At 74.8% G+C, this 12440-nt stretch carries 13 protein-coding genes; 5 read left to right on the forward strand and 8 right to left on the reverse strand.

Annotated elements, in window-relative coordinates; genetic code table 11:
- Window positions 1-22 precede the first annotated feature (22 nt).
- Window positions 23-979 (reverse strand): NAD(P)-dependent oxidoreductase, encoded by a 957-nt coding sequence (locus ACI8AF_RS14175; protein ID WP_456540361.1) that lies wholly within the window; start codon window positions 977-979, stop codon window positions 23-25.
- Window positions 976-2070 carry an alpha/beta hydrolase family protein gene (locus tag ACI8AF_RS14180; protein WP_456540362.1) on the reverse strand — a complete coding sequence of 365 codons (1095 nt, stop codon included), beginning with the start codon at window positions 2068-2070 and terminating at the stop codon, window positions 976-978. Before ACI8AF_RS14180 ends, ACI8AF_RS14175 begins: the two co-directional genes overlap by 4 nt.
- Before the next feature lie 193 nt (window positions 2071-2263).
- Between ACI8AF_RS14180 and ACI8AF_RS14185 the strand changes: the two genes are divergently transcribed.
- The gene (locus tag ACI8AF_RS14185) at window positions 2264-3166 is read left to right on the forward strand and encodes an ABC transporter substrate-binding protein (RefSeq protein WP_456540363.1); all 903 of its coding nucleotides are present in this window, start codon (window positions 2264-2266) and stop codon (window positions 3164-3166) included.
- A gap of 13 nt (window positions 3167-3179) precedes the next feature.
- On the opposite strand, the gene purD is transcribed toward ACI8AF_RS14185, so the two are convergent.
- Window positions 3180-4448 carry a phosphoribosylamine--glycine ligase gene (gene purD, locus ACI8AF_RS14190; RefSeq protein WP_456540364.1) on the reverse strand — a complete coding sequence of 423 codons (1269 nt, stop codon included), beginning with the start codon at window positions 4446-4448 and terminating at the stop codon, window positions 3180-3182.
- Window positions 4449-4471: 23 nt separating this feature from the next.
- Window positions 4472-5515 carry a ribosome small subunit-dependent GTPase A gene (rsgA, locus tag ACI8AF_RS14195; RefSeq protein WP_456540365.1) on the reverse strand — a complete coding sequence of 348 codons (1044 nt, stop codon included), beginning with the start codon at window positions 5513-5515 and terminating at the stop codon, window positions 4472-4474.
- A gap of 96 nt (window positions 5516-5611) precedes the next feature.
- Between rsgA and ACI8AF_RS14200 the strand changes: the two genes are divergently transcribed.
- Window positions 5612-6631, forward strand: a complete 1020-nt coding sequence (locus ACI8AF_RS14200) for a glycerophosphodiester phosphodiesterase family protein (RefSeq protein WP_456540366.1) — start codon at window positions 5612-5614, stop codon at window positions 6629-6631.
- A gap of 57 nt (window positions 6632-6688) precedes the next feature.
- On the opposite strand, the gene ACI8AF_RS14205 is transcribed toward ACI8AF_RS14200, so the two are convergent.
- Complete coding sequence (locus ACI8AF_RS14205; protein ID WP_456540367.1) at window positions 6689-7978, reverse strand: adenylosuccinate synthase; 1290 nt, start codon at window positions 7976-7978, stop codon at window positions 6689-6691.
- 68 nt (window positions 7979-8046) lie between these two features.
- Between ACI8AF_RS14205 and ACI8AF_RS14210 the strand changes: the two genes are divergently transcribed.
- The 3 genes from ACI8AF_RS14210 (at window position 8047) to ACI8AF_RS14220 (ending at window position 10620) form a co-directional block, all read left to right on the forward strand.
- A complete protein-coding gene (locus tag ACI8AF_RS14210; protein ID WP_456540368.1) occupies window positions 8047-8664 on the forward strand; it encodes a hypothetical protein in 618 nt (205 codons plus the stop codon).
- Window positions 8665-8764: 100 nt separating this feature from the next.
- Window positions 8765-9823 (forward strand): ABC transporter permease, encoded by a 1059-nt coding sequence (locus ACI8AF_RS14215; protein ID WP_456540369.1) that lies wholly within the window; start codon window positions 8765-8767, stop codon window positions 9821-9823.
- Window positions 9820-10620, forward strand: coding sequence for an ATP-binding cassette domain-containing protein (locus tag ACI8AF_RS14220; RefSeq protein WP_456540370.1), 801 nt, complete (start codon window positions 9820-9822; stop codon window positions 10618-10620). The genes ACI8AF_RS14215 and ACI8AF_RS14220 overlap by 4 nt, the downstream gene beginning before the upstream one ends.
- Here ACI8AF_RS14220 and ACI8AF_RS14225 read toward each other — a convergent pair.
- The 3 genes from ACI8AF_RS14225 to fbaA form a co-directional block, all read right to left on the reverse strand.
- Entirely contained in the window at window positions 10617-10760 is a 144-nt protein-coding gene (locus ACI8AF_RS14225; RefSeq protein ID WP_456540371.1) for a GPGG-motif small membrane protein, read from the reverse strand. The two genes, ACI8AF_RS14220 and ACI8AF_RS14225, sit on opposite strands and share 4 nt — an antisense overlap.
- A 171-nt stretch (window positions 10761-10931) precedes the next feature.
- Window positions 10932-11354: a DUF3151 domain-containing protein gene (locus ACI8AF_RS14230; protein ID WP_456540372.1), complete on the reverse strand. Its 423-nt coding sequence runs from the start codon at window positions 11352-11354 to the stop codon at window positions 10932-10934.
- Window positions 11354-12388, reverse strand: coding sequence for a class II fructose-bisphosphate aldolase (gene fbaA / locus ACI8AF_RS14235; protein WP_456540373.1), 1035 nt, complete (start codon window positions 12386-12388; stop codon window positions 11354-11356). Before fbaA ends, ACI8AF_RS14230 begins: the two co-directional genes overlap by 1 nt.
- Between the last annotated feature and the right edge of the window lie 52 nt (window positions 12389-12440).

The following is a 12440-nucleotide window of genomic DNA, read 5'->3' on the forward strand; positions in this document are numbered from 1 at the left end:
GCCGGCAGGGGCCGCGCACCGGTCACCGCGCGCCGCCGTTCGCGCTCAGCCCGTCGTCCACGGGGACGTTCTCCGGCTCGAGCCGGAGGCCGGAGTTGTGCGCCTGCAGGTCGAGCAGGATCGAGAAGTCCTCCTCGACCCGGCCGCTGCTGACGCTGGCCTGCACCGCCGCCGCGGTGGCGGCGGCGATCGGCATCGGGACGTCGAGGTCGTGCGCGGCCGCCAGCCCGAGGTCGAAGTCCTTGCGCAGCAGGATCGGGGTGAAGGTGGGCGAGTAGTCCAGGTTCACGAACGCCGGCGACTTGTAGCGGGTGAACACCGAGCCCATGACGCTGTTGTTCAGGAACTCGAGGAACGCCGCGCGCGGGACCCCGCCCTTCTCGGCGAGCACGGTGATCTCGGCCATGCACTGGGTGACCACGCCCAGCATGAGGTTGTGGCAGATCTTCACCAGCCGGGCGACGTCGCCCTCGCCGACGTAGGTGACGTGCCGCCCGATGTGCTCCAGCAGCGGCCGGACCTGCTCGAACGTCTCCTCCGGCCCGGAGGCGACCAGGCTGAGCTTGCCCGCCTTGACCACCTTGCCGTTGCCGCTGACCGGGCTGGCCAGGAAGGCCACGCCCCGCTCCTCGGCCGCCGCGCGCATCGCCTCGGACGCCGCCTGGTCGACCGTCGAGCAGTCGACGACGATCCGCGGCACGTCGTCCGGGTCGGTCAGCAGGCCGCCCTCGCCGAGCAGGACCTGCTCGAGGTCCTTGGAGGTGGAGACCATGACGAAGACGGCGTCCATGCCGCGCAGCTCGGCGATCCGGTCGGCGACCACGCAGCCGACCTCGGCCAGCGGCTCGGCCTTGGCCTTCGTCCTGTTCCAGACGGTCACCTTGACACCGGCCTTGGCCAGCCGGGTGGCCATGGCGGCCCCCATCCGGCCGGCGCCGATCCAGCCGACCGACTCCGGGGTGGCGACGCTGTCGTTCACTGGGTGCTCCTCGTTCCATCGGCGAGCGGGGTTGCGGCGAGCCGGTCGGCGAGCCAGTCGGCGGTGTACGGGCGGTGCCAGGGCGCGACGTTGGCGCAGCCGTGGTTGCCGTCCTCGAGCATCAGCAGCTCCACCTCGCCACCGGTGGTGTCGCGCAGGCGCTCGGCGTGCTGCCAGGGGATCAGCCGGTCCTTGCGGCCGAACACGATCAGCAGCGGGGCGGTGATCTTCTCGGCGACGCCCTCGAGCGAGAGCGTGTGCGCGAGCAGCCGCGCCGCGTCGTCGGTGGCCGCGCGCGAGCGGACCCGGAAGGTCTCGCGGGTCAGCTCGGGCAGCTGCGGCCAGCAGTCGCCGAAGTCGTAGGGGCCGGCCAGCGCAACGCAGGCACGCACCCGGTCGCCCAGCGCGGCGGCGACCCGCGGCGCGTAGTAGCCGCCGAGGCTGACGCCCCACACCGCGACGCGGCCGGCGTCGACCTCCGGCAGCCCCTCCAGCGCGGTGAGCAGCGCCTCCCCCACGGCCGACCAGTCGCCGCGGATCGGCAGGTCGTACTCGGCCTCCCCCTGGCCCGGGCCGTCGACGCTGAACGTCGCCAGGCCGCGGTCGAGGAACGTGTCCTCGGTGGAGCGCAGCTCCTCCTTCGTGGAGTCCAGGCCCGGCAGCAGGACGACGACGGGGTGCGGGCCGGCGCCGCCGGGGGTGCGGAGCACGCCGACGAGCGAGGTGCCCTCGAACGGGATCTCGACCCGGCGCCCGGGGGGCAGCAGGTGCGGGAGGGCGTCGGTGAGGCAGGCGACGGCGCGCTCGTGGGCGGCGCGCATCTGGTCGAGGTCCTCGACGAAGACGAACTTGCCGAAGTGGAAGTAGACGGCGGCCTGCGCGAGGTGCTGGCCGGCCGAGACCGACCGGCCGTCGGCCAGAGCGCGCCGGCCGAGCTGCTCGTGCTCGGCACCCTTCGCCGACCAGGCCGCGCACCAGTCGGCCCAGCGCTCGACGCGGCGGGTGACCTCCTCGAAGTCCGAGACGGTGACGCCGTTGGTGGTGAAGCGAGGGCCCCAGTGCGCGATCGCCGACGACACCCGCTCGTCCATCTGGGTCCTCCCGCTCTGCAATCGATTGTGACCGGTGCCAGCAGGGTCCTATCGCGGGGACCGCCCTGTCAAGCACCGGTCGCCGGGCCCCCGCAGTGCGCGGCGGTCCCGCAGATCGTGCAGCTCTGGTGCAATCGACTGCACGGCGGCATACTCCCTGGTCCCGCTCGGACCACCCGGAGGACGCCGCAGGATGTCTGCTCCCCGTCTCGTCGTGGGCGCCTTCAGCCCCTCGGTGCTGCTCTCGCTCGCCCGCCGCACCGGCCGGCTGGCCGAGGCCGGGCTCGACCCGGAGGAGGTGCCGGTCGCCTCGTCACCGGGGCAGTTCCGGTCGCTGCTGGCCGGTGAGCTCGACGTGGCGCTCACCAGCCCCGACAACGTGCTGGCCTACCGGTTCAGCCCGGGCAACCCCCTCGGCGAGCTGCTCGACGTGCGGATCGTCGGCGCCGTGGACCGCGGGCTGGGCCTGGCCCTCTACGCCCGGCCCGGCCTCGGCACGCTGCGCGGCGCGCGGGTCGGCGTCGACGTCCCCACCTCGGGGTTCGCGCTGGCGATGTACGCGCTGGCCGAGTCGCTCGGGGTGGCCCGGGACGAGTACGAGCTGGTGGCGCTCGGCTCCACGCCGCGGCGGCTGGCGGCCCTGCTGGCCGGCGACTGCGACGCCACGATGCTCAACGCCGGCAACGAGCTGGTCGCCGAGGAGCGCGGCTGCCGGCGCCTGGCCGCGGTCGCCGACGAGTGCGCGCCGTACCTCGGCACGGTCCTGGCCGTGGCCGGCGAGGCGCACCTGGAGCCGGCGCGGGCGCTGGCCGGCGTGCTGGCCGGCACCGCCGACGCCGTCCTCGCCGGGGAGCTCGACGACCTCGCCGCCGACGTGGCCGCCGAGCGGCTGGGGCTCTCCCCTGAGCTCGCCCGCCGCCACGTCGCCCGGCTGCGCAGCCCCACCGAGGGCCTGGTGCCGCACGGCGGGGTGGACCCGGCGGGGCTGGCCACGATCGCCGGGCTGCGGCGGCGCTTCCTGCCCGAGGTGGTGGACGGCGCCGACGTGCTGGACCGGCCGCTCGACGCGTCGTCCGGCCTGCTCGCCACGGCGTGACCGGGGGCGGGACCTAGGCCGTGACCCGGCCCTCCACCGCGGCCAGCGCGATGTCGGTGCGCCAGTGCGCGTCGGCCAGCCGCACACCGGCGACCCGCTCGTAGGCGAGCTGCCGGGCGGCGGCGAGGTCGGCGCCGACCGCGGTGACCGCGAGCACCCGACCGCCGGCGGAGACCACGGCGCCGTCGGCGGTGACCGCCGTGCCGGCGTGCAGCACGCCCTCGCCGTCCGCCCCGGTGATCGGATCCCCGGTGCGCGGCCTCTCCGGGTACCCGGGCGCGGCGACGACGACGGTGACCGCCGCGCCGTCGCGCCAGCGCAGCGGCGGGTGGTCGGCGAGGGTGCCGGTGGCGGCGGCGTGCAGCAGCCCGGCCAGCGGGGTCTCGAGCAGCGGCAGCACGACCTGGGTCTCCGGGTCGCCGAAGCGGGCGTTGAACTCGACCACCCGGACGCCGTGGGAGGTCAGCGCCAGGCCGGCGTAGAGCAGGCCGCTGAACGGCTCGCCGCGGCGGCGCATCTCGTCGACGGTCGGCTGGAGCACGGTGGCCAGCACCTCGTCGACCAGGCCGGGCGGTGCCCACGGCAGCGGGGCGTAGGCACCCATGCCGCCGGTGTTGGGGCCGCCGTCGCCGTCGTCGCGGCGCTTGAAGTCCTGCGCGGGCACCAGCGGCAGCACCGTCGTCCCGTCGGTGACGGCGAACAGCGACACCTCGGGCCCGTCGAGGTACTCCTCGACCAGCACCGCGTGCCCGCCGTCGAGCACCGCCCGCCCGTGCGCGAGGGCGGCGTCGCGATCGGGGGTGACCAGCACGCCCTTGCCGGCGGCCAGGCCGTCGTCCTTGACGACGTAGGGCTCGCCGGGGGCGACCGCGGCGACCTCGCCGAGCGCGGTCTCCAGCTCGGCCGGCCCGCCGACCGGCCACGAGCGCGCCGTGGGCACCCCGGCGGCGGCCATCACGTGCTTGGCGAAGGACTTGCTGCCCTCCAGCTGCGCGGCCTGTTCCGAGGGGCCGAAGCAGGGGATGCCGGCGTCCCGGACGGCGTCGGCGGCCCCCGCCACGAGCGGGACCTCGGGCCCGACGACGACCAGGTCGGCGCCCCACTCGCGGGCGACCGCGGCCACCGAGTCGGGGTCCGCCACGGTGACAGGCAGCGGCTCGGCGACCGCGCGGGTGCCGGCGTTGCCGGGCGCGCAGGCGAGCGCCTCGACCGCGGGGTCGGAGGACAGAGCCACGCACAGGGCGTGCTCCCGGGCGCCGGAGCCGATCACGAGCACGCGCACGGGCGCCGAATCTACCGAGGTGGCTACCGGACCCGGTTCGGCTGGTCGCGCAGCGAGCGGAAGAAGGCGCGGGTGCGGGCCTTCTCCTCCGCGCGGGCCCGGGCGTCGACCCGCAGCAGCTGCCGGTGCGCCTCGCGCTGCAGCTTGCGCCAGGCGACCAGGCGCGCGGGGTCGAGGGTGCCGTCGTCGACCGCGGCGGCGACCGCGCAGCCGGGCTCGGTGCGGTGCTCGCAGTCGCGGAACCGGCAGCCGGCCGCCAGCTCGGTGATGTCGGCGTACGCGGCCTCGACGCCCTCGGCGTCGTCGTAGAGAGCCAGCTCGCGCATGCCGGGGGTGTCGACCAGCAGGCCCCCGCCGGGCAGCACGTGCAGCTCGCGCGCCGTGGTCGTGTGCCGGCCGCGGCCGTCGCTCTCGCGGATCTCCCGGGTCTCGGCGACCGCGCGGCCGGCCAGGGCGTTGGTCAGGCTCGACTTCCCGACGCCGGAGGGGCCGACCATGGCCGCCGTCCGGCCGGGGCCGAGCAGCGCGGCCACGGCGTCGAGCCCCTCCCCGGTGACCGAGCTGACCGCCAGCACCTCGACGCCGAGCGCGTCCTCGGCCACCGCCGCCACCGCCGCCGGGACGTCGTCGCACAGGTCGGCCTTGGTCAGGACGACGACGGGGGTGGCGCCGCTGCTCCACGCCACGGCGAGGTACCGCTCGACGCGGCGCATGCGGGTGTCGCCGACCAGGGCGTCCACCACCAGGACGGTGTCGAGGTTGGCGGCGACCACCTGAGCCGCCGACGTCCGCCCGGCCACGGTGCGGGTGAACGCCGACCGGCGGGGCAGCACCGCCACCGCCAGCTCGCCGCGCAGCGCCAGCCAGTCGCCCACCGCCGGGGAGGCGAGGCCGCTCTCGTCGTGCAGGGCCGCGGCGGGGTGCACGCGCTGCTCGCCGTCGGCGGTGAGGACGGTGAGCAGCCCGCGGTCGACGCGGGCCACCCGCGCCGGGACGGTGCCCTCCGGGAGCTGCGCCACCCGGTCGGGTGTCCACCCGAGGGCTGTTAGTTCGGTCACGGCGGACATGCTCGCGCGCAGGTCAGCTCCCTGTCGCCCGAATTGTGGGCGAAACACCCCTCGGCGTTCGACGTTCGTTCAGGTTCCTCGGGTGTTCTCGATGGCATGACCGCGACCGAGTCGCCGGCCTCTCGCACGGCGACCCGCTCCTCCGTGCCCCTCGTCGTGGGGCACCGCGGGGCCAGCGCCTACCGTCCCGAGCACACGTTCGCCAGCTTCGAGCTCGCCGTCGACCTCGGTGCTGACCTGATCGAGCCCGACGTCGTGGTCAGCCGGGACGGCGCCCTCGTCGTCCGGCACGAGAACGAGCTGTCCCGCTCGACCGACGTGGCCGAGCGCCCCGAGTTCGCCGCCCGGCGCACCACCCGCGTCGTCGGCACGGTCGAGCGCACCGGCTGGTTCGCCGAGGACTTCACGCTGGCGGAGCTGCGCACGCTGCGCGCGGTCGAGCGGATGCCGGCGCTGCGCCCCCTGAACACCGCCTACGACGGGCGGTTCGGCATCCTGACGCTGGCCGAGGTCGTCGAGCTCGCCGTCCGCCGGTCGACCCCCGAGCGGCCGGTGCGCGTGCTCGCGGAGCTGAAGAAGCCGACCTGGTCGGCCGAGCACGGCCTGCCGATGACCGAGCTGGTCGCCGACGAGCTGCGCCGGCTGGGGGCCGCCCGCCCCGACGGCCCGGTGGTGGTGCAGTCCTTCGACGGGGCCGGCCTGCGCGCCCTGCGGGCCGAGCTCGGCGACGCCGGCCCGCAGATGTTCCAGCTGGTGGACGACGCCCCGGTCGGCGACGAGTTCGTGACGCCGGCCGGGCTGCGCGAGGTCTCCACCTACGCGCAGGGCATCGCCCCGAGCCGGCACCGCATCCTGCTGCGCGACGAGCACCAGACGCTCACCGGCATCTCCGACCTGGTCACCCAGGCGCACCGGGCCGGGCTGGTCGTCGTCCCGTGGACGCTGCGCGCCGAGAACGCCTTCCTGCCCCGGCACCTGCGCCGCGGCGGCGACCCGGCCGCGACCGGGGACGCCGAGGGCGAGGCCCGCCTGCTGCTGGCGCTGGGCGTCGACGGCGTGATCACCGACTCCCCCGACGTCGCCGTCCGGGCCCGCGCCGAGCTCGTCGCCGCCTGAGAAGGGGCCCCCTGCCCCGCACCGCTCGCGAGCTCGCGGCGGGCCGCTGCAGGGGGCCTACTGGAGCAGGTCGTGGACCACCACGTTCTCGTCGCGGCCGGGGCCGACGCCGATCACGCTGATCCGCGCCCCGGAGAGCTCCTCCAGGCGCCGCACGTAGGCCTGCGCGTTCGCCGGCAGCTCGTCGAAGGTCCGGCAGCCGCGGATGTCCTCGAACCAGCCCGGCATCTCCTCGTACACGGGCGTGGCGTGGTGGAACTCCGTCTGCGTCATCGGCATCTCGTCGTGCCGGACGCCGTCGACGTCGTAGGCCACGCAGATCGGCACCGTCTCCAGGCCGGACAGGACGTCGAGCTTGGTGAGGAAGTAGTCGGTGATCCCGTTGACGCGGCTGGCGTACCGGGCGACGACGGCGTCGAACCACCCGCAGCGCCGGTCGCGGCCGGTGGTGACGCCGACCTCGCCGCCCTGCTTGCGCAGGTACTCGCCCCACTGGTCGAACAGCTCGGTGGGGAACGGGCCCGAGCCGACGCGGGTCGTGTAGGCCTTGAGGATGCCCACCACCCGCGAGATGCGGGTCGGGCCGATCCCCGAGCCCGTGGCCGCGCCGCCGGAGGTCGGGTTGGACGACGTCACGAAGGGGTACGTGCCGTGGTCGACGTCGAGCAGCGTGCCCTGCGACCCCTCCAGCAGCACCCACTCGCCGGCGTCGAGCGCCTTGCCCAGCAGCAGCCGGGTGTCGGCGATCCGGTGCTTGAGCTGCTCGGCGTAGCCGGCGTACTCCTCGACGACCTCGTCGACGTCGATCGCCCGGCGGTTGTAGACCTTGACCAGGATCTGGTTCTTCTCCTGCAGGGTGCCCTCGAGCTTCTGCCGGAGGATCGACAGGTCCAGCAGGTCCTGCACGCGGATGCCGACGCGGGCCACCTTGTCGCCGTAGGCGGGGCCGATGCCGCGGCCGGTGGTGCCGATCTTGCGCTTGCCGAGGAAGCGCTCGGTGACTTTGTCGAGGGCCCGGTGGTGCGGCATGATCAGGTGCGCGTCGGAGGAGATCACCAGCCGCGAGGTGTCGACCCCGCGCTCCTCCAGGCCGGCGAGCTCGGTGATGAGCACCTGCGGGTCGATGACCACGCCGTTGCCGATCACCGGGGTGCAGCCCGGGGTCAGGATCCCGGACGGGATCAGGTGCAGCGCGTAGCGCTCACCGTCGGGGGTGATGACGGTGTGCCCGGCGTTGTTGCCGCCCTGGTAGCGGACGACGTAGGGCACGCGGCCCCCGAGCAGGTCGGTGGCCTTGCCCTTGCCCTCGTCGCCCCACTGGGCACCGATCAGCACGACTGCCGGCATCGGCTTGTGTCCATCTCCTCGCGCGAGCTTCCCGGCCGGTCCCGGCTGGCAGGTGGCAGGGTAGCCGCATGCCTCTCGTCGAGCTCGACCTGCGCGGTCTGGAACCCGGCTCGGCCCCCGAGAAGGACGACGTGGCCGCGGTGGCCGACGCCGGGTCCGTGGTGGTCCGCGGCGCCGTCCCCGCGCTCGCCGGCGTCCTGGCGGCCCTGCTGCGTGCCGGGCGCACGGCCGAGGTACCGGTCGCCTGGGAGCCGGCCGACGACACCGCCTCGACCGGGCTGGCCCGCGCGCTGGGCATCGGGACCGGGGAGCAGCGGGAGCTCACCCTGGTGCGCGACGACCACGGCGGCGTCCTGCTGCACCACGGCCGGCTGGAACCGTGGAGCGACGACCCGCGGCGCAGCCTCGGCCGCCGGCTGGGCCTGCAGGCGCACCACGACGACATGAAGGTGGCCGACGGGCAGGTGACCCGGCTCGACGTCCGCCCCGACTGGTCGGCGGTCGACACGATCGGCGTGTCGGTGATGACCATCCCGCTGCGGCCGGTCCGGCGGACCAAGGGCCGTGCGCTGCAGGTGGCCAGCGACCCGGCCCGCGTGATCCGGGACGGCGTGCCGTTCCCGAAGCCGGTGACCCGCTGGACCTGGTACGCCGACGACCGGGTGCGCTGGCTCCTGCGGCCCTGACCGGCCGCACCCAGCCTTCTCGTGGACACTGGGGCGGCACGTGCACTCCCGAGGAGGTCCCGCTGCCGACGTCGTCCCCGCCGACCGGCCCCGACGCCCGGTGACCGCCGACCGCCTGCCCACGTTCGGCCCGGCGCCCGCGACGGTCCCGGCCGCACGCCGGCTGCTCGGCCGGGCGCTGGCCCGCCCCAGCCTCGCGGCGCTGGTGGGCCTGGCCGTCGTGGTGGTCTTCTTCGGCCTGCAGGCGCCCGGGCTGCTCACCTCCGGCGGGCTGGCCAGCGTGCTGGACGTCGCCGCCCTGCTGGGCATCGGCGGCGTGCCGGTCGCGCTGCTGCTCGTCGCCGGCCAGTTCGACCTCTCCGTGGGCGTGGTGGCGGTCGCGAGCTCCCTGGTCACGGCGCTGCTGGTGGAGTCCGCCGGGTGGGGCATCTGGCCGGCACTGGTGGTCTCGCTGCTCAGCGCGCTGGCGGTCGGCGCCGTCAACGGGCTGCTCGTCGTCACCACGGGCCTGCCCAGCTTCCTGGTGACCCTGGCGACGTTCCTCGTGCTGCAGGGCGTCACGCTGGCCGGCACGCACGCCGTCGCGGGCTCGGCGCGGATCGAGGGTCTGGACTCCGCGGCCGGCTGGGACTCCGCGGTCGCCCTCTTCGGGTCGACGCTGCTGATCGGCGACGGGCGGTTCCGCGTCTCGCTGCTGTGGTTCCTCGGCGTCACCGCCCTGGCCACGTGGGTGCTGTGGCGCACGCGCTTCGGCAACGCGGTGTTCGCCAGCGGCGGGGCCCGGCGGGCCGCCCGGGAACTCGGCGTGCCGGTCCGCGGGACGACGGTGACGCTGTTCTGCCTCACCGCGGCCGCGGGCTGGCTGATCGGCACGCTCGGGCTGGTCCGGCTCGGCGGGGTCCAGGTCGCGCCGGGGCTGGGCAACGAGATCGAGTTCATCGTCGTCGCCGTCATCGGCGGGTGCCTGCTCACCGGCGGCTACGGCTCGGCGGTGGGCGCGGCGATCGGCGCCCTGCTCTACGCCGTCGTCCGTCAGGGCATCCCGCTGGCCGGCTGGGACCCGCGGTGGTTCCAGGCGTTCCTCGGCGTGCTCCTGCTGGTGGCGCTGCTGGCCAACGGCGTCGTCCGGCGGCGGCTGAAGGCGGTGCCCAGGTCGTGACCGACCCCGTCGTCGAGCTGCGCGGGCTGACCGTCCGCTACGGCTCGGTGCCCGCGCTCAACCGGCTCAGCGTCACCCTGCGGGCCGGGGAGATCACCTGCGTGCTCGGGGAGAACGGGTCGGGCAAGTCGACGCTCGTCGCCGTCCTGTCGGGGTTGCGCCGGCACGACGAGGGCGAGCTGCTGGTGTCGGGCCGGCCCGTGCGGTTCCGGTCGCCGAAGCAGGCGCGGGCCGCCGGGATCGCCACCGTCTGGCAGGACCTCGCCGTCGCACCGCTGCTGTCGGTGTGGCGCAACTTCTTCCTCGGCGCCGAACCCACCCGCGGCCCGTGGCCGCTGCGCCGGCTCGACCTGCAGGAGGCGCGCCGGGTCACCGTGCGGGCGATGGCCCGGGTCGGCGTCACCGGCCTCGACCCCGACCAGCCGGCCAGCGCGCTGCAGGCCGGTGAGCGGCAGAGCATGGCGGTCGCCCGGGCGCTGCACTTCGGCGCCCGGGTGCTGGTCATCGACGAGCCGACGGCGCCGATGACCGTCGCCCAGCACACCCTCGTGCTGCAGTCGGTCGTCGCCGCCCGGGCGCAGGGCATGGCCGTGGTCTTCGTGACGCACAACCCGCGCTACGCGCACCTGGTCGGCGACCGCTTCCTGCTCCTCGCGCGCGGGCAGGTGGCCGGCAGCCTCACCCGGGACGACGTCGACGTCGACGACCTGACGCGGCTGATGGCCGGCGGTGAGGAGCTGACCTCGCTCACCGCCGCGCTCACCGCCCTGCACCCCGAGCTGGGCGACCGGGGTTAGGTGAAGACGCTCACGCCGCCGGGACCCACGAGCAGGCCGACGACGATGAGCACGATGCCCCACAGCAGCTGACGCCTGAGTATGGCGACGATGCCGGCGACCACCAGTACGACGGCGATGATCCACAGAAGCGTGGCCATGCTGACCTCCCCGGAACGACGGACCCCCTGTGCTCACGGACGGTGAGATCATTCCCGGGAACTCCCAGGTCAAACCCCTACAGCGGGTGAGCGTCCGCGGACCCGCCCACCCGCGTGGTGCGGTCGCCACCCTCGCCGTGGAACGTGAGGGCGGCGACCGCACCGCGCGGGTCAGGGGGCGAGCGTCGGGTCGCAGTCGCGCAGCAGCTGGGTGCAGCGCTCCTGCTCGGCGGTCTCGCCGATCGCCTCGGCGGCCCGCGCCAGCACCGTGACGCAGCGCAGGAAGCCGCGGTTGGGCTCGTGCGCCCACGGGACCGGGCCGTAACCCTTCCAGCCGTTGCGGCGCAGCGCGTCCAGCCCGCGGTGGTAGCCGGTGCGGGCGTAGGCGTAGGCCTCGATCGTGTCGCCGAGCTGCCGCTCGGGGCGGTCGATGGCCTCCTCGGCCAACGCCGCCCACGCCGCGCTGAAGGTGGGGTGGTGCGCCGCCACCTCGGCCGCCGGGACGCCGTCGGCCAGCTCCCCCGCCGCCTCGTCGTTGGCGGGCAGCAGGGTGGCCGGCGGCTCCCCCAGCAGGTTCTGGTGCGAGTGGGTCATCAGGCGCCCTGCGACTGGCCGGCCGACAGCAGGTCCTCGCAGGCCTCGACGACGCGCGCGGCCATGCTCGTCTCGGCGGCCTTGAGGTAGCTGCGCGGGTCGTAGGTCTTCTTGTTGCCGACCTCGCCGTCGACCTTGAGCACGCCGTCGTAGTTGCTGAACATGTGCCCGGCGATCGGGCGGGTGAAGGCGTACTGGGTGTCGGTGTCGACGTTCATCTTCACCACGCCGTAGGACAGCGCCTCGCGGATCTCCGACTGCGCCGAGCCCGAACCGCCGTGGAAGACGAAGTTGAACGGCTTGGCGCCGTCGCCGAGGCCGAACTCCTGGGCGACGACGTCCTGGCCCTGCTTGAGGATCTCGGGGCGCAGCTTGACGTTGCCCGGCTTGTAGACGCCGTGCACGTTGCCGAAGGTCGCCGCGAGCAGGTAGACGCCGCGCTCGCCGAGGCCGAGGGCCTTGGCGGTCGCCACGAAGTCGCCGGGGGCGGTGTAGAGCTTCTCGTTGATGTCGTGGGCGACGCCGTCCTCCTCGCCGCCGACGACGCCGATCTCCAGCTCCAGCACGATCTTCGCCGCGGCGGTCTTGTCGATCAGCTCCTCGGCGATCTGCAGGTTCTCCTCCAGGTCGATCGCCGAGCCGTCCCACATGTGCGACTGGAACAGCGGCTCCTGGCCGGCGTCGACGCGGTCCTGGGACAGCGCGATCAGCGGCCGCACGTAGGCGTCGAGCTTGTCCTTGGGGCAGTGGTCGGTGTGCAGCGCGACGTTGACCGGGTACTTCTCCGCCACGACGTGCGCGAACTCGGCCATCGCGACCGCGCCGGTGACCATGTCCTTGACCATCGTGCCGGAGGCGAACTCCGCGCCGCCGGTGGAGAACTGGATGATCCCGTCGCTGCCGGCGTCGGCGAACCCGCGCAGCGCGGCGTTGACCGTCTCGGACGACGTGCAGTTGATCGCCGGGTAGGCGAACCCGCCCTCCTTCGCCCGGCGGATCATGTCGGCGTAGACCTCAGGGGTCGCGATGGGCATCCCTGGCACTCCTCGCGTCGGCGGCGTCCTCGCGGTCAGCATCCCACCCGGG

This window comes from Blastococcus sp. SYSU D00669 (assembly GCF_054050715.1).